The sequence below is a fragment of the Sphingobacterium sp. NPDC055346 genome, from assembly GCF_053645235.1.
In genome coordinates, this window is sequence record NZ_JBSHMI010000010.1 from 82,663 (window position 1) to 100,681 (window position 18,019).

The window sequence follows — 18,019 nt, forward strand, 5'->3', positions numbered from 1 at the left end:
AAAACAAATTATAAACCTATAACTTGCTTTAATCTTGCATAGCCAGACTTGCTGATATTGACCTTTTCACCGGTTAGGAGGGTGGCAATATAGCTGTCCTTTTCCATGGGTTCTATCTTTTGGAGTTGATCGACTTTTACGATAAAGGAACGGTGGACCCTGACATATTGTTTAGCATCCAGTTGTTTCTCAAAGGAGCTCATGGTCTTGTTCTTTAAGAACATGCCGTCAGGGGTATGGATTTTCACATAATCATCATAGGCTTCCAGGAAATTGATCTGTTGGACCGGGATAATCTTGATTTGGTTACCCGTTTTAACCACGATGCGTTCCAAGGAAGTATCCTCTTCCATGGATTCTTGGAGCTTGGCAGAGTCTATTTTTGGTGCTTGATGGCTATTGAAAGAGGCCTTGAATTTGTCAATAGCCTTTTGAAAGCGATCCGGTCTAATTGGCTTCAACAGATAGTCCACGGCGTTTTTCTCAAAGGCCTTGAGTGCATATTCATCAAAAGCAGTCGTAAAAATGACATGGGGCTGGTTGTCCAACAGTTCCAGCATTTCGAATCCGGTCAATTTAGGCATTTGAATGTCCAGGAACACCAAATCAGGTTGGAATTGCTGTATAGCCTTTACGCCTTCGAATCCATCATTGCATTCGGCCAATACTTCAAAATCTGGGTGTTCTTTTAGATATTCAAGGACCATGCTTCTTGCCAATGGTTCGTCGTCTATAAGGATTGTCTTTATCATAGTTGAGGGATTCTTAGGGTGGATATAAATGTATTTCCATCGACAGCTGTTTCCAATAGGTCAGTCCTGCCAAAAAGGAGGTACAGTCTTCGCTGAATGCTGGTCAAGCCAAAGCCAGTTCCTTTTTTCTGTTCAGGTTGATCCTGTTCGAAGGGATTGCTGATTTGGATGGTTAACATATTGTTTTCTAAATGGATACTGGTTCTAATGGTTACTTGGTCCGTCACATTGTAAAGGCCGAATTTAATGGCGTTTTCTACCAATGGCTGCAGGATCATTACAGGGATCTTGCCATTGAGAACGCTTTCATCATAATCAAATTCGGTACTCAGTCGATGTCCGAACCTTACTTTTTCAATATCCAAATATAAGCTTAAATGATTTATTTCTTCTTCTACGGTGGTAAACTGTTTTTCATCCTTTCTCATGGTACCACGAAGGAAGTCTGAAAGTTGGAAGACCATGTTCCGGGCTTCCGTAGGTTTGCTGCCGATTAAGGCGATAATGGAATTTAAGCTATTGAATAGAAAGTGGGGTTGCAGTTGCTGTCTTAAGTTGTAGAGCTCGGCATCGCGAACCATGCGCTCACTTTCGTCCTTTCGTCTTTTGTTGAATACGAGTTCTTCCTGGATATTCCAGAAGATATTGATGGTCATGACGCAAGTAATGATCAAGAAGTTGATCACAAAGCGAAACGGAAGGCTAAAATCTAAATAGACCAGGTTTTCATCGGGGGAAAGCTGAATAATCAAAATGCGGATGATGAGAACACTGATGGCTGAGAAGATTGCGGCCATGGAAAAAAGCTTCCAATAGTTCTTGTTGTTCGGAAGATAGAACTGGAGGGTACTATAGATCAGATAGGAGATTCCGGTCATGGTCAAGGCGCCAATGACTGCATCGTAAGCAGCAGTGACCTTGGCAATGTTTGACCAAAGCAAAAGTCCATAAACAATAAGGAAATATAAAACACAAATAATCCACGAGGAGGCATGGATTACATAGCGTTTGGATTGTTCACTAATGGGTTTTTGCATGCCTTAAACTAACTGTTCTTAATGGTTAATCCTCCGAATAGGGATGTACCAGTGATATAGATCTTTTTGTTCTCATCCGTAACGACTTCGATCATGGGTCTTCTGTCGTCTACCTCTCCAAAAATAGAAGATACGTTTGAATAGACTTTCCAATTGGTAGGGACGATGATTTTGGTGCTTCCAAACAATTGGAAGGTATCTATCACAACAGGTTGTTTCAGATCTGCCTGTAGAAAGTTCAACTGAGTGCTTCCAAATACCGATGTGATATTGCCACCCAAGAAATTTTTGCTCAGGATGACCTTTTTGGTGTCACTGAAGAAGTTATCTACTTTCAGGTAGTTTTCGAAATCGGGCAGGAATTTTCTTCCGTATGGCCTATGCTCAGTACCGGTGGCCTGAGCATAGGAGTCGTTAGGGTTTTGGGTACCAGGGTTAGTTGGTCCTTCGGTATTCCCTTGATAGTCTTGGTTTACGCGTTTGTCCCAGTCGTACTCATCGTTGCGTGGAGGAGTCGTTGGAGGCAATTGCGGGGTGCTTTTGTTACGATTGATCAAGTAGAAGCCCAGTGCAATAGCAGCAGCAGGGATCAAGAACCTACCTAAGTGGATATCCAATTCGTTCTTTAGTAAGAATACTGAACCGATAATGATCAGGACGATAGAGGATTTCTTTTCAAATTTTGAATTGACCCCGATTACCAGACCGATGACGATCAAGATGGTTTCCCATCCGAACATCCAATTCGGGATGATATTGCCCATGTTCAGGTTTTTGAATAGGATGGCTACTCCTAAAAAAACAATGATAAATCCGACTAAGTTGGAAGATTTGTTGTTTTTAGGTGGCTTTTCGTAATCTGTTTTCGTTGTTTGATTATTCATGATATTGTTTCCTTTTGAATTAGTTTACTCAAAAGTATAGCGAATATAAGCATAGCCACAGAGCAAATAGGTCTCTTGGGCATTTTTTTCGGTGAATAACTGTATTTAATCGGTAAAAATCCGAATTCAATTTGCGATCTCTTCAAATCTGGTGCAAATTTTTAATTATTATAACAATAATTTTTAAATAAAATTTGGATGATTGAAATTAAATATTATATATTTATGACTGAAAATAGAGGGTTAAACTTAAATTTTATATTAATCTAATGGGAGATTTTGACAATAAAGAGCGTGAAGAGGTATTTTCAAAAAAGGTGAGAGCGGGCAAACGTACTTATTTTTTTGATGTGAAAGCCACTCGCTCGAACGACTATTATGTGACAATTACAGAAAGTAAAAAGCGTTTCGAAGACGGACAGTTTATTAAACACAAGATCTTCCTTTATAAAGAAGACTTTGAAAAGTTTGCAGAAGGCCTTCAGGATGTAGTTGAATACATTAAAGCTAACCAAGAAGTTGTTGAAAAAAGATATGAGCCAAATCAAGACGAAAATGGTTTTGAGAACAATGGCGAACTAGTACAAAAAGACAATTACTCTTTTTAATTTAGTTTTGAATACATAATTAATGGGCCACTAAAATTTAGTGGCTCTTTTTTATTGGCAGCTGCATCGGCTTTGCATTTCCATTATTGACGGACAGCATGATGCTCTACATGATAATCCCCCAATAATATCCGTTTGACCCCATTGTATTTTATGCTATCGATTTCGTTAAATATGTTACAGGTATTATTTAACTAGATCGGTTAGAATTTCCTATTTTCGAAGATTTATTGAAACAAATTACTAATTACGAAATCATATGAACAAGTTGTTTTCAGCGGCTTGTCTTACGCTGTTTATCTTGTCGACAGCAGGGGCAGAGGCACAAACGAAAAAATTATCCTATGAACAGGCTTGGAACCAAGCACCTTCATTAACCAAGACGATCAGTCGTTTTGAAGGTTGGGCCGATGCCAATCATTATATAGAAAGGGCAAACAATCAGCTCTTCAAAGTCAATGTAAAGACTGGAAAAAAAGAAAGTTACAGCTATCCTGTGAACAGCTCGACGCAGGTTTTTGTAAAGGACAAGGATGTTTTTATCCAATATCCGGAAGGAGAGGCCAAGAAATTGACGAATTCCCCGGATATGGAAGAGCAAAATCCAACCCTGTCGCCTGACGGTAAATATGTAGCTTTTACAAGGAAAAGCGATTTGTATGGTTTGGAAATATCCTCTGGTAAAGAGGTTCGCTATACCACAGATGGGACAGACGTAATCTACAACGGTTGGTCTTCTTGGGTCTATTATGAGGAAATCTTAGGTCGCCCAACCAATTATAGGGCTTTCTGGTGGTCTCCTGATAGTAAGGAAATTGCTTTTATGCGCTTTGATGACAGCAAGGTTCCCATGTTCCCGATCTATGTTTCGAAAGGTCAGCACGGCTACCTCGAAGAAACTCGATATCCTAAAGCAGGCGACCCTAACCCTGAGGTAAAGGTAGGGTTTGTGAAAGTTGAGGGTTCTCCAATCGTTTGGGCTGATTTCAACGAGAAAGATGATCAATACTTTGGACAGCCTTACTGGAGCTTTGACAGTCAATCGATCATGGTGCAATGGATGAACAGGGAGCAAAATACCTTGAAGTTCTATGCAGTAAACCCTGATAATGGACAAAAAACGGAAATCTATAATGAGGAACAGCCAACATGGATCAATTTAGACCATGATGAGCGAATCACTTATTTGGCAGATAACAAACACTATATCCTGAAATCGGATAAAACGGGATGGGCACATTACTACCTATATACCTTGGATGGTAAATTGCTTAACCCTATTACACAGGGGGATTGGCAGGTGACTTCCATTGAGCGTATCGATGAGAAAGGTAAAGTCCTTTATTTTTCTGCGAGAAAAGAGAATTCAGCAACCAAGGATCTATATAGAATCGGTTTTGATGGCAAAAATATGCAGCGTTTGACCTTTGGTGACTATACGCACAATGTATTGGTGTCGCCAGATGGAAAATATTTCATCACGAACTATTCCAATATCCACACGCCAAATAAGGTTGCCCTTTTGGATAACAAAGGAAAGGTTTTGAAAGAATTGGCGGATAGCAAAGCTGATGATTATGCAAACTATAAAGTGGCAAAACGCGAGTACATGACTATCCCCTCGGAAGATGGGAAGTTTAATCTTCCATTGATCATCACTTATCCTACGGATTTTGACGAAACGAAACAGTATCCTGTGATCATGAGTATCTATGGAGGCCCTGATGCGGGTACCGTGAGAAATACCTGGAAAGGTGTGAATGGTGAATATTGGTCTCAAGAAGGGATCATTCAAATTGAAGCGGACCATAGGGCTTCTGGCCATTTTGGAAAGCAGGGTGTGGCATGGATGCACAGAAACCTAGGAAACTGGGAGCTGGTAGATTATATCACCGTTGCCAAATGGTTGAAAGCTAAGCCTTTTGTAGCTAAAGATAAATTGTTGATCACCGGACATAGTTATGGTGGTTACATGACCTGTCTGGCGTTGACCAAAGGTGCCGATTACTTTGACTACGGAATTGCGGGTGCACCGGTGACGAGTTGGGAATTATATGATACCCATTATACCGAGCGTTGGATGGATACCCCTCAATCTAACCCTGAAGGATATAAAAATGGTTCTATTTTGCCTTATGTAAATCAATACAAAGGTAGGTTGCGTATCATGCATGGCGATATGGATGATAACGTGCATATGCAAAATACAATTCAGTTGGTGGATGCATTGACCGATAGGGCGGTTCCATTTGAACTGATGATCTATCCTGGAAGCAGACATGGATTCAATCGTTCGAAAAGCGCTTATGATTTCAAGGAAAGAACAAGGTTTTATTACCAATACCTATTGGACAAACCTGTTCCAGAAAATTTAAGGTAAGAATTGTCGATAAAAGGCTAAGAATATAAAATCTTAGCCTTTTTTTATAACATATAGCGCTTCAAAAAAATTGATTCCACCGAAAAAATTATCATATTTGCAATATTATTTATGCCATGCTAGATTTTCTAAAAGACATTACATTTAAAGCTAACGACGTTGTTTTAAGAGCAATAGATATCCTCATGAGGAATTATATTTCTATCGCTGGGCTATGTTTTTTAATTTTTGTAACCTCTAACCTTTCATCTTTTCTAGCGATGTATTTGGATTCTTCGAATCTGATCGTGAAAGTGCTTTTGTTGCTGCTGTTTGTGGCTATCTATTTTGGTCTGCAATTGGTGCTTTTAAAGAAGGCTATTTTCTTGGCTAAAGATGAGAAAAGCCATGGCTTGATGGACTACCTGCCGACCATGTCTCAATTTTGCTATTACATCTTGGGATTATTGCTGTACAGTTTGATCGCATTTGTGGTTTACATCGTTATGTATGTGGCATTATTCCCTCTATTGTATTTAGGTGTGAACATGAATACGGTTCAGACCGAGATTCACCCATTCTTGACAGGTGTAATCATGTTGTTCGTATTGATCAGGACCACTTTCTTTCCATTCTTCATCGTGGAGAATGGCTTCAATACCTTTAAGTCATATCGGTTCAGTCTGGCGATGACGAAGGGGAATGTTTTGAGGCTATTGGCCATTATCTTTATTATTGCATTCACTCATCTACTACAATTAGGTACTGAATACATGGGGTATTCCCTGGTTTCAAAGATCTTGAGTCTTATCAATTCCTTTGTGATTATTCCTGTGGTCAGCGTTGTTATGTCAATTGTGTATATTGACATGATTAAAGCCTATAAGGGCAGTTCTGATCCTTCCCTTATGGATAACATTATATAAAATCATTTAAGTTTTGAGTAAAAGGAAATTAGCCATATTAGGTTCTACGGGCAGTATTGGGACACAGACCTTAGAAGTAGTAGAACAATATCCTGATCATTTTTCGATTACTGTACTATCTGCCGGAAGAAACGCCGATTTATTGATTCAACAGGCTCTTAAGTTCAGGCCAGCTGCAGTGGTCGTTTGTGAAAAGACGGCTTTTGAGAAGGTAAGCGATACTTTGCAGGGCAAGGGCATCGAAGTCCTGTTCGGTGAAGATGCACTGGTGGAGACCGTGCAGCGGGATGATATAGATATCGTCCTGACAGCGGTAGTTGGTGCGGTTGGGCTAAGGCCTACCGTTGCGGCTATTGAATCGGGTAAGGATATCGCTCTGGCCAATAAAGAGACTTTGGTGGTTGCTGGGGAACTGATTACAGGCTTGGTTGAAAAACATCAGGTTAAACTGTTGCCGGTTGACTCAGAACATTCGGCTATATTTCAATGCCTGGCCGGTGAGGAAGCTAACCCTATAGAGAAGATTATCCTTACAGCCTCGGGAGGTCCCTTCCGTGGGAAATCAATCGAAGATTTAAAGTCGGTGACGAAAGCGCAAGCTTTGAAGCATCCGAATTGGACAATGGGAGCTAAAATAACCATTGACTCGGCTTCTCTGATGAATAAAGGATTGGAAGTGATTGAGGCCAAATGGCTGTTTGGTTTAGAGTATGACCAGATCGATGTCATTATCCATCCGCAATCCATTATCCATTCGCTGGTGCAATTTGAAGATGGTTCCCTGAAAGCTCAGTTGGGCTTGCCGGACATGAAGCTCCCTATTCAATATGCCTTGACCTATCCGCAGCGATTTGAAAATAACTTTAAGCGCTTTAGCTTCTTGGACTACCCAAATTTGACTTTTGAACAGCCCGATATGGAGGTTTTCAGAAACCTGAAGTTGGCATTTCAGGCCCTTGAAGCTGGTGGTAATGCAGCCTGTGTGCTGAATGGTGCCAATGAAGTTGTCGTAGATGCTTTTTTGAATGACCAGGTTGGTTTTTTACAGATGAGTGAAATCATTGAAGAGACATTGTGTCAGGTGAAATCACAAAAAACGTTAAGTTTAGAGGATTATTTACAGTTCGATTTGGAAAGCCGGACTGTGGCACGAAGTTTAATAGAACGTATTTAAATAATTAAATAGTAAATAAAATAATAAAAATATAATCAATGGGAATTGTAATCATGATTGGGCAAGTACTTTTAGGCTTGTCATTATTAATCATCTTGCATGAGCTCGGGCACTTTCTAGCTGCTCGGGCATTCGGAATCAAGGTGGAGAAGTTTTATCTTTTCTTTGATGCCTGGGGTGTGAAATTGTTCAAATTCAATTATAAAGGCTGTGAGTATGGTGTGGGCTGGTTGCCATTGGGTGGTTATGTGAAGATTGCAGGTATGATCGATGAATCGATGGATACCGAACAGATGAAAGGCGAGCCACAGCCATGGGAATTCCGTTCTAAACCGGCTTGGCAACGTTTGATCGTCATGCTGGGCGGTATCATTGTCAATATTATCGTGGGTATCGTGGTTTTCTGGATGTTGACCTTTAAATATGGAACTACCGACTTTAACAACACGCAGCTTTACGGTGTAAAACCGGGCATTATCGGTGAAAAGGTTGGCTTGAAAGAAGGGGATAAGATCCTTGCCGTAAATGGTAAAAAAGCGAATCTATTCTATCAAGATCTGTTGACTTCGGACGTGTTGATGGGTGATGCGGTGTTGACGGTTGATCGTGCAGGTCAGCAAATGGAGATAAAATTGCCCAGCGATATCCTGAATGATGTCTCTGAACATAAGAAGAACGAGTTGGTTCAGCCTATGTTCAAGATGCTTCCCGTAACGATGGTCGAGAAGAATAGCAGGGCGGAGAAGATGGGATTGCAAGTAGGGGATAGCATTGTTTCGATCAATGGGGTTCAAGTGCAGCAATTGGATCAATTCAAATCTGAATTGGCAGCGAATAAGAATAAGGAAGTAAATTTGGATATTGTTCGTAAAGGAAGTCCAATGGCTTTAACAGCAGCTGCAGATAGTTCTGCTACCCTAGGTTTCCTAAACCTTCCGGTAGTTCAGCATAAATATGGCTTTATGGAGTCCTTGCCGCTGGGTGCAAGCAAAGCTTTCTCGGTGATTACGGATAACATCAAAGGCTTCGGAAAGATTTTCAAAGGTGAGGTGCGTGCTGACAAAGCGCTTTCAGGCCCGGTAGGGATTGCAACCATGTTCGGTACTGAGGTGGATTGGTTAAGGTTCTGGAGTCTGGTAGGTATGCTTTCCATGGCCTTGGCCTTTATGAATATCTTGCCAATCCCAGCATTGGATGGTGGACACGTGATCTTCTTGTTGATTGAGATGATTCAAGGGAAGCCATTGAGTGATAAGTTCTTGGAGAAAGCCCAGATCGTTGGGTTCTTCATCATTATCGCACTGATGATATTCGTTTTTGGAAACGATATTTTCAAATTGACGAAGTAATCTATTCAAAGATATAGGAAGCCCTGCGGTGTATAACCACAGGGCTTTTTTAATGGAAATAAGGTAGAGAATAAATTAAAAAACTATTGTTTGCGAATTAAAATAATTTGTACCTTTGTCTCCCGATAAAAATGAAAGAGACCTTCTACCCAATAGCATTTCAAAAAGTAGTTTCTACTTCTCGTCAATATATTAATTGATCTGTTAGCCCGTTTGGGCTTTTTTTATGTTTAGGAGTTAAGGAAATCTATCAGTAAATTAGTGATACGTTTTAACTAGAAATAAGAATGACCAACTACAGCAAATTGCCAGCAATTTTAGTCCTAGAGGATGGAACAGTTTTTCATGGTAAGGCCGCAGGAAAGATCGGTACTACTACAGGTGAGATTTGTTTCAACACTGGTACGACTGGCTACCAAGAGATCTTTACTGATCCTTCCTATTATGCACAGATTATGGTTACGACCAATGCGCATATCGGAAACTATGGTATCGATGATGAGGATGAAGAGTCTAAAGAGATTCAGATTGCAGGTTTAGTTTGTAAGAACTATAACATCAACTACAGCCGTAAAATGGCTGACCAATCTATCCAGAATTATTTCGAGGAAGAGAATTTGGTGGGTATCTCTGATATCGATACGCGTTCTTTGGTTCGTCATATCCGTAGTAAAGGTGCGATGAATGCGATCATCTCTTCTGAGAACCTAGATGTAGACTCCTTGAAAGCAGAATTGGCTAAGGTGCCTTCTATGGACGGTTTAGAACTTTCTTCCCGTGTTTCTACTAAGGAACCATATTACTATGGTGAAGAAGGTGCTCCTACTCGTATCGCTGTATTGGATTTAGGGATCAAAAAGAACATCTTAAGGAACTTTGATTCTCGTCAGGTGTATGCAAAGGTTTTCCCTGCAAAGACTACATTTGCAGAAATGCAAGAGTGGAACCCTGATGGATACTTCATTTCAAATGGTCCTGGTGACCCTGCTGCAATGGATTACGCGATCCAAACCGTTAAAGATATCTTAGCTGCTGATAAACCAATGTTCGGGATTTGTCTTGGTCACCAAATCTTGGCACTTGCAAATGATATCAGGACGCAAAAAATGCACAATGGACATAGAGGTATCAACCACCCTGTAAAGAATATTATCGCTAATAAATGTGAGATTACTTCTCAAAACCATGGTTTTGGTGTTGTAGCGGAAGATATTGAAAACTCTGATAAAGTAGAGATCACGCACGTGAACCTAAATGATAATTCGATCGAAGGTATCCGTGTAAAAGGTAAGAATGCATTCTCGGTACAATATCACCCTGAATCTTCTCCAGGTCCTCACGATTCAAGATATCTGTTCGATGATTTTATCGCTATGGTAAAAGGATAATTTCAGATAAAATATAAATCAGGTCGCATCTTTAAGTTGCGACCTTTTTTGTGCTTTTAAATTCGATGGATAAGGATAGGAGGCTGGACTGGTTAGTTTTGTCTATTTCAAAAGATGCTGCGTCCTGGATTTTTGGTTGAGTTTTACGATTTTCATAATATTCAATTTAGCAATGATTTAATTTTTCCAAGCATTAGGCCGAATCACTTAGATTTTTCATATTTTTGATAAAGTAAGAATTATTGTTATATTAGTGTCTTAGATACACTAAGTAAGGTAGCTAACGAAGTAAGATATTTAAATAAACCACACATAAAATGAGCTTGATAATTGACGTACATGCGCGCCAGATTTTAGATTCGCGCGGAAATCCTACGATAGAAGTTGATGTAACAACGCAAAACGGTTTTGTTGGCCGTGCAGCAGTTCCTTCAGGAGCTTCTACAGGTGCACACGAAGCGGTAGAATTACGCGACGGTGATAAAAAGAAATACTTAGGAAAAGGTGTTTTGAAAGCTGTTGAAAACGTAAATACAAAGATTGCAAAAGCTTTAGAAGGTGTTGACGTATTTGAACAAAATGCAATCGATAAATTGATGATCGATTTAGATGGTTCTGAAAACAAAGGTAAATTAGGTGCTAACGCTATCTTAGGTGTTTCTTTAGCGGTTGCTAAAGCTGCAGCTCAAGAAAGCCGTCAGCCTCTATATCGTTATATCGGTGGAGTAAATGCCAATACTCTTCCTCTTCCAATGATGAACATTGTAAACGGTGGTGCTCACTCTGATGCGCCTATCGCTTTCCAAGAGTTCATGATCATGCCAGTAGGTGCTGAGTCTTTCTCGGAAGCTCTACGTTGGGGTGCTGAGGTTTTCCATAGCCTTAAGAAAATTCTTCACGACCGTAACTTATCTACTGCTGTAGGTGATGAAGGTGGTTTTGCTCCAACTTTTGAAGGTACTGAAGATGCTATCGAAACTATTTTGGAAGCAATTAAAAAAGCTGGCTACAAACCAGGAAAAGAAATCTGCCTTGCGCTTGACTGTGCTTCTACTGAGTTCTTCGTAAAAGGTAAATATGATTACGCTAAGTTCGAAGGTAAAGGTGGAGCGGTTCGCAGTATCGAAGAGCAGGTAGATTACCTAGCTGAATTGACTACAAAATACCCTATTATCTCTATTGAGGACGGTATGGCAGAAGATGATTGGAAAGGCTGGAAATTATTGACAGAGAAAATCGGTGACCATGTACAATTAGTTGGTGACGATTTGTTTGTTACAAATACAAAACGTCTTCAAGAGGGTATCGATAAAGGAATTGGTAACTCCATCTTGGTTAAAGTTAACCAGATCGGTTCTTTGACAGAGACTATCAACGCTGTTCATTTGGCTCAAACCAATGGATATACTTCAGTAATGTCTCACCGTTCAGGTGAAACCGAAGATACTACCATTGCTGACCTTGCGGTAGCTCTAAACTGTGGTCAGATAAAAACTGGATCAATCTCTCGTTCAGACCGGATCGCTAAATACAATCAATTGTTGCGTATCGAAGAAGAATTGGGCGAGAACGCAAAATTCATCGGAAAAGATTTTAAATACGCTCCGAAAAAATAATTGACTTTCTAGTCAGGGAAAAGGGGACCTTTGGGTTCCCTTTTTTTATGGCTTCTGTTTTAGCAGATCAGTTTATGGCTTCTAAGGGTCCTTAGGTTGTTAAAATATTTATTTTTCCACAATGGTTAATTTAATTATTCCAATATGCTGTTTCTATACTTGTATAGTTCATCTTAAAATAGTTATCTTTAACCGAATTTTAATTGCTTTGGTCTAGCCTATGGAACGTTTCATTAATACTATCCGTAATCAATATCTTATCGCAGGAGTTGCATTCTTAGTCTGGATGTGTTTTTTCGATCGTTACGATATTACTACCCAGTACAATTTTCAAACTGAGAAAACCAAATTGGAGCAGGAGAAAGAGTATTACACGAATGAAATTGAAAGCATATCTCAATCCATCAAAGATGTGCAATATAACCAAAGTGAGATTCAACGTATCGCCCGCGAAAAATACAAAATGAAGAAAGACCAAGAAGATGTCTATATCATTACCGAAATAGACGCACCGGAGTCAAAATAGTTACAATCCCCTTTCCTGTTTTCCATTTCTCTCCTTGATATTGCTCTGCAATTATCACGGTTTTGTCATTTAACTTGACCGTCAGTTCAATCCTATTTTTCTGATTATTCCTCTGTGTTTTCAATTGAAAACATGTGTTTATAGTCTCTAAAGGCTGTTTTTTCAATTATTAAGGCTAAATGAAATCAAATAAATCATACTGCAACTAAATAGTATATGAATTGAAATAATTATTCTTATAATGATTATTTCAGATTCTATTTGGAATTGCCATGATAGTTATATTTTGCCCTAATAATTGTAAATAATTATAAAAAATAGCTAAATATGTTTTGAATATCATGGAATAATGAAAGTAATTTGAAAATATTAAAATATTATGTTTCGTTTATTTTATAAATAAGTTATGTTAATTATTATCTGCAAGAATTATATATAACTATAAATTACATATATGAAATATTACTACATGTAATTTTAAAAATACCCACACTAATTCTGTTCAATAAATAAAATTACTTAAAACGCTTTATATAGATAAAATATTGACTTTTTTAATATTTTTACGCCATTAATAACTATTTATTTAGCCGTAAGTCTAATTTTTATTAACAATTACAATTAAAAGATCAATTTTTTATGAAACAAAAATTACTCTGTCTTCTTTTTGTGTTTACATGCCTAATTGGGCAAACGTTTGCACAAAATCAAAATCTGAGTGGTACTGTGACCTCAGCGAATGACGGGCAGGCCTTGCCTGGTGTGTCGGTTCGTGTGTCTGGTTCAACGAATGCTACTCAAACAGATGCAAACGGGAAATACACATTAACCAATGTGGCTTCTGGAAGTAGCATCACATTCTCATTTATCGGTTATTCGTCTCAAACGGTAACTTTTAACAACAATGCAGTTATCAATGTTCAATTAAGCTCAGCAGGTGAAGAACTTGATGAGGTGGTTGTCGTTGCCTATGGTACAGCTAAGAAATCTGAAGTAACAGGTTCCATGGCTACCATGAGTGCTGAAGATTTGGACAAACGTACCGTATCCAACGTTTCCAATGCATTAGCTGGTATGGCTCCAGGTATCTCTGTTTCTTCAGGAAACGGTCAGCCAGGGTCAGGTGCTAGCGTACGCTTGAGAGGTATCGGATCTATGAGTGCATCAAGTTCTCCATTATATGTGGTAGACGGTGCTGTATTTGACGGTAACATCGGTGATATTAACGCTGATGATATCGAAAGCATCTCCATCTTAAAGGATGCGACTTCAGCTGCTCTTTATGGATCTAGAGCTGGTAACGGTGTGATCATGATCACAACGAAAAAAGGTCGCGGTCCGGCTAAATTAAATGTTGGCTTAACGCAAGGTATTACTGAAAGAGGTATCAAAGAATACGAAACAGTAGGAATCAATGATTATTATCCTGTTGCATTCCAGGCTATCAAAAACTCAAGAATGTTCCCTGCTAGCGGAGCTCAAGGTGCTTCAGAAGCAGATGCGAATAAATATGCATTCGATAATATCAAGAGATTCCTAGCTTACAACCCATTCAACGTTGCGGACAATGAAATCGTTTCAATGGACGGTACCATGAATCCAAATGCAGGTTTGAAATACGATGATTTCAACTGGTTTGATGCCATTCAACGTGTTGGAAAAAGAACTGATGCCAATATGAACATCGGCGGTAGCAACGAAAAAACTGACTACTACGTTTCATTGGGATATTTGAATGATGAAGGTTATATCTTAAACTCAGATTTCCAACGTTTCAACGGAAGGATCAATGTAAACTCTCAGATCAAAGATTGGTTAAAAGCAGGTGTTAACATTTCTGGTGCTATGTCTGAAGGTTCATTAGCTTCTGATGCTTCAACAGGTAATGGTAACTCCTACATCAACCCATTCTCATTCATCAGAGGTTTAGGTTCGATCTACCCAGTTCATGCATTTGATGCAACTACAGGAGCTCCAGTTGTTGACCCAGTTACTGGAGAACAATACTACGACTACGGAATGCATCCAGGCGCTGTAAACAGACCTTCAGGAGCAAGTCCGGGTAGACACGTTATTTACGAGACTATCTTGAATACTCGCCTGAACAAACGTACGATGTTAGGTGGTAGAGCTTTCTTGGATATTAAATTCTTGAAAGATTTCACATTCACACCTTCGGTTAGCATTGACCTTTCAAACAGAAACTTCGATTACTCTTGGAACAACCAAGTAGGTGATGGTGTTTCTTACAATGGTTTAGGTTCAGCTGAAAACTACATTACGAAATCATATACTTTCAACCAAGTATTGCAATATAGAAAATCATTTGATTTACATAACGTATCTGCAATAGCGGCTCACGAAAACTATGATTATCAATTCAGCAGCAGAAATGCGACCAAAACAGGACAGATTATTTCTGGAATCACTGAATTAGATAACTACGTAACTCCACTTTCTTCAGGAGGATACAAAAACGTGAACCGTCTTGAATCTTACTTCGCTAAGGCATCATATAACTACGATGAGAAGTATTATGCAGATGCATCATTCAGAACGGATGGTTCATCGATCTTCGATGATAGCAAAAGATGGGGTAATTTCTTCTCAGTAGGTGCTGCATGGGCTATCAACAAAGAAGACTTTATGTCAAGCGCTACTTGGATCAACGACTTGAGATTAAAAGCTTCATACGGTCAAGTTGGTGTCAACCACCTATTGGATGTAAACGGAAATACAATCTATTACGGATATCAAGCGCTTTACAACCTTGGATGGTCTAATGGTGGATTGCCAGGAACTGTTCTTAGTTCATTACCTAACCCTAACCTGACTTGGGAGTCTTCAAATACATTCAACCTAGGTGTGAACTTCGCTTTATTCAACAACAGATTAAGAGGTGAGGCTGAATACTACAAGAGAGGTTCAGACCAGTTATTACTATCCGTTCCACGTCCTCTTTCTTCTGCAGTTAGTACAGAATTCAGAAACGTTGGTTCGATGTACAATACAGGTTTTGAATTGTCATTATCAGGTGATATCGTAAGAAACGATAATTTCACTTGGACAATGACCAAAAACTTCACCACCTTCAAGAACGAAATCACGAAGATGCCGGTTGAATCTCCAGTTATTACTGCTGGAAACAAAAGAAGAGAAGTTGGAAGAGATTACTACTCTTTCTGGTTGAGACAATACGCTGGTGTTGACCAAGCTGATGGTGCTGCCCTTTACATCCCTGCAGAAGGTACTGCACAAGAGAACATCCGCGTAGTGGATGGTAAAGAATATGTAACCAACCAAAACTATGCGAAATTCGATTATTCAGGTACTTCAATTCCTGATGTAATGGGATCCATCATCAATACCTTCAACTATAAAGCATTCACATTGTCTTTCTTGTTGAACTACCAGATCGGTGGAAAAATCTATGATAGTAACTACGCTGGTTTGATGAGTACAAACTCATATGGTAAATCATACCATGTTGATGCGATGAAAGCATGGACTACATCAAATACTACAAGTGATATCCCTAGATTAGACCAAGCGAACAGCAACAACATCAATGCTGCTTCTACAAGATGGTTGACTAGCGCGTCTTACTTTAGCATTCAAAACGTAAACTTCCAATATAGATTACCAAGTAGCTTGTTGAACAAGATCGACCTGTCTACTGCACGCGTATTCTTAACTGGTGAGAACTTAGCCTTATTCTCAAAACGTAAAGGTATGAATCCTACAGAAAGCTTTGATGGATCTGTATCATCTACTTATTTGCCGACTCGTATTTTCAGCATCGGTGTAAATGTTGGATTTTAATTAGCAGCTGAATTATTATGAAAAAAAGAAATTTAACGATATATGCTTCCGTTTTACTTCTAGCCCTGAGCGGATGTAAAAAGGACTATTTGGAAACCGCTCCAACTGACAAAGTTTCTCAAGATGAAATCTTCAGTTCGATTGCCAATGCTAATACAGCATTGAACGGTATCTATAGATTTATGTTTGAGCGTACAACCGTAGTGGATTGGAATGTTCAAAACAAACCAGGTGTTGGTGGTATCATGCTAGGTCTTGACTTTATGGGTGAAGACTTAGGTATCAGTGATGCAAACTGGTTCGGTTCTACCGGTGAAGGTAACTGGCAAGGTGGTCGCAATGACAACCATAAATTGACTGAATACTATTACAGAACCTTTTACAAAATCATTGGTGACTCTAACTTTATCCTGGATAATGTAGATGGCCTTCCAGGAACTGATGAAGAGAAAAACAACCTGAAATCTCAAGCTTTGACGCTTAGAGCTTATGCTTACTCCAATCTGGTTCAGCTTTACGCTAAGAGATATGATGCAAGCACAGCTAACGATCAATTAGGTGTTCCTTTGGTATTGAAATCTTCAGATGGTGCGTTGCCAAGATCTACCGTGAAAGAAGTGTATGCTTCAATCATCAAGGATTTGGAAGAAGCGATCAGTTTGAATGTTGAATCAAGAGTTAACAAGTCTCATATCAACCTATATGTGACTTACGGTATACGTGCTAGAGTTGCTTTGACCATGCAGGACTACCCGAATGCAATCAAATATGCTCAATTGGTTATCGAATCAGGAAGTTTCCCATTGATGAACCAAGATACGTACATGAAAGGATTCAATGATGCTCCTTCTATGTCTGAATTTATGTGGGCTTCTATGCCGACACAGGATCAGATGGATGCATTCGGATCTTACTTTGCACAGATCGCTTACAATGCAAATACCTCTTTTATGCGTGCGAACCCTAAGAGAATCAACTCTGCATTGTATGACAAAATCTCTGAAACTGATATCAGAAAGAAACTATGGGAACCAAAACCAACTGCGGCTAACTTCCCATTGCCATTGGCATCTTTCGCTCGTCAAGAGTATATGACTAGGAAATTCTCTATCAAATCACCAGGTGGTGCTTTAGGAGATGTTCCTTTGATGAGATCGGCAGAAATGCACTTGATCTTGGCAGAAGCTTATGCAAGCTCAAATCAAACAGCTAATGCACAAGAAGCATTGTTCAACTTTGTAAAAGTTCGTGACCTTGAAGCGAAGAAATCAACCAACGCGGGTGCCGCTTTATTGGAAGAGATCTGGACCAACAGAAGAACAGAGCTTTGGGGTGAAGGTTTCAGGTTCTACGATTTGAAACGTTTGAACCAGCCTTTGGACAGAACTGTCGTTCCTAACTATGCTCCTGGAAGTGTAAATGGAATCGTAAAGGTTGCTGCCGGTGCTAAAGATTGGCAATTCTTGTTCCCATTGGCGGAATTGAATGCTAACGCGGAAATCAAACAAAACGATTAATTCGGTTTGTAAATAATAATCTGGAAGAGGTTGTCTGAAGAGACAACCTCTTCTTTTTTGA

Annotated in this window: 13 protein-coding genes; 10 read left to right on the forward strand and 3 right to left on the reverse strand. The window is 39.4% G+C overall.

The window, feature by feature from the left end; all coding sequences use genetic code 11:
- Positions 1-8 precede the first annotated feature (8 nt).
- Genes ACWICE_RS18330 through ACWICE_RS18340 form a run of 3 tightly spaced genes read right to left on the reverse strand, consistent with a single transcriptional unit; the run spans position 9 to position 2,673 of the window.
- Positions 9-752 carry a LytR/AlgR family response regulator transcription factor gene (locus tag ACWICE_RS18330; RefSeq protein WP_185210439.1) on the reverse strand — a complete coding sequence of 248 codons (744 nt, stop codon included), beginning with the start codon at positions 750-752 and terminating at the stop codon, positions 9-11.
- Positions 749-1,789, reverse strand: coding sequence for a sensor histidine kinase (locus ACWICE_RS18335; RefSeq protein WP_185210438.1), 1,041 nt, complete (start codon positions 1,787-1,789; stop codon positions 749-751). The genes ACWICE_RS18330 and ACWICE_RS18335 overlap by 4 nt, the downstream gene beginning before the upstream one ends.
- An 8-nt stretch (positions 1,790-1,797) precedes the next feature.
- The gene (locus tag ACWICE_RS18340; RefSeq protein WP_185210437.1) at positions 1,798-2,673 is read right to left on the reverse strand and encodes a LiaF transmembrane domain-containing protein; all 876 of its coding nucleotides are present in this window, start codon (positions 2,671-2,673) and stop codon (positions 1,798-1,800) included.
- A 269-nt stretch (positions 2,674-2,942) separates the two neighbouring features.
- Here ACWICE_RS18340 and ACWICE_RS18345 point away from each other — a divergent pair, with 269 nt between their 5' ends.
- The 10 genes from ACWICE_RS18345 to ACWICE_RS18390 all read left to right on the forward strand — a co-directional run bounded on the left by ACWICE_RS18345 (position 2,943) and on the right by ACWICE_RS18390 (position 17,958).
- The gene (locus tag ACWICE_RS18345; protein ID WP_093098970.1) at positions 2,943-3,281 is read left to right on the forward strand and encodes a DUF3276 family protein; all 339 of its coding nucleotides are present in this window, start codon (positions 2,943-2,945) and stop codon (positions 3,279-3,281) included.
- A gap of 259 nt (positions 3,282-3,540) precedes the next feature.
- On the forward strand, positions 3,541-5,661 hold the full coding sequence (locus ACWICE_RS18350) for a DPP IV N-terminal domain-containing protein (protein WP_454298958.1): 2,121 nt from the start codon (positions 3,541-3,543) through the stop codon (positions 5,659-5,661).
- A gap of 116 nt (positions 5,662-5,777) precedes the next feature.
- Positions 5,778-6,566, forward strand: coding sequence for a hypothetical protein (locus ACWICE_RS18355; protein ID WP_185218188.1), 789 nt, complete (start codon positions 5,778-5,780; stop codon positions 6,564-6,566).
- 13 nt (positions 6,567-6,579) lie between these two features.
- Complete coding sequence (locus tag ACWICE_RS18360) at positions 6,580-7,740, forward strand: 1-deoxy-D-xylulose-5-phosphate reductoisomerase (protein ID WP_254529859.1); 1,161 nt, start codon at positions 6,580-6,582, stop codon at positions 7,738-7,740.
- 38 nt (positions 7,741-7,778) lie between these two features.
- Entirely contained in the window at positions 7,779-9,089 is a 1,311-nt protein-coding gene (rseP, locus tag ACWICE_RS18365) for an RIP metalloprotease RseP (protein ID WP_185210433.1), read from the forward strand.
- 287 nt (positions 9,090-9,376) lie between these two features.
- Entirely contained in the window at positions 9,377-10,477 is a 1,101-nt protein-coding gene (gene carA, locus ACWICE_RS18370) for a glutamine-hydrolyzing carbamoyl-phosphate synthase small subunit (protein ID WP_254529861.1), read from the forward strand.
- Positions 10,478-10,794: 317 nt separating this feature from the next.
- Positions 10,795-12,093: a phosphopyruvate hydratase gene (eno, locus tag ACWICE_RS18375; RefSeq protein ID WP_454298959.1), complete on the forward strand. Its 1,299-nt coding sequence runs from the start codon at positions 10,795-10,797 to the stop codon at positions 12,091-12,093.
- Positions 12,094-12,313: 220 nt separating this feature from the next.
- Positions 12,314-12,619, forward strand: a complete 306-nt coding sequence (locus ACWICE_RS18380; RefSeq protein ID WP_185218184.1) for an FtsB family cell division protein — start codon at positions 12,314-12,316, stop codon at positions 12,617-12,619.
- Between the two features lie 639 nt (positions 12,620-13,258).
- Entirely contained in the window at positions 13,259-16,441 is a 3,183-nt protein-coding gene (locus ACWICE_RS18385; protein WP_185218183.1) for a SusC/RagA family TonB-linked outer membrane protein, read from the forward strand.
- Positions 16,442-16,458: 17 nt separating this feature from the next.
- Positions 16,459-17,958 carry a RagB/SusD family nutrient uptake outer membrane protein gene (locus ACWICE_RS18390; protein ID WP_313259901.1) on the forward strand — a complete coding sequence of 500 codons (1,500 nt, stop codon included), beginning with the start codon at positions 16,459-16,461 and terminating at the stop codon, positions 17,956-17,958.
- The last annotated feature ends 61 nt before the right edge of the window (positions 17,959-18,019 follow it).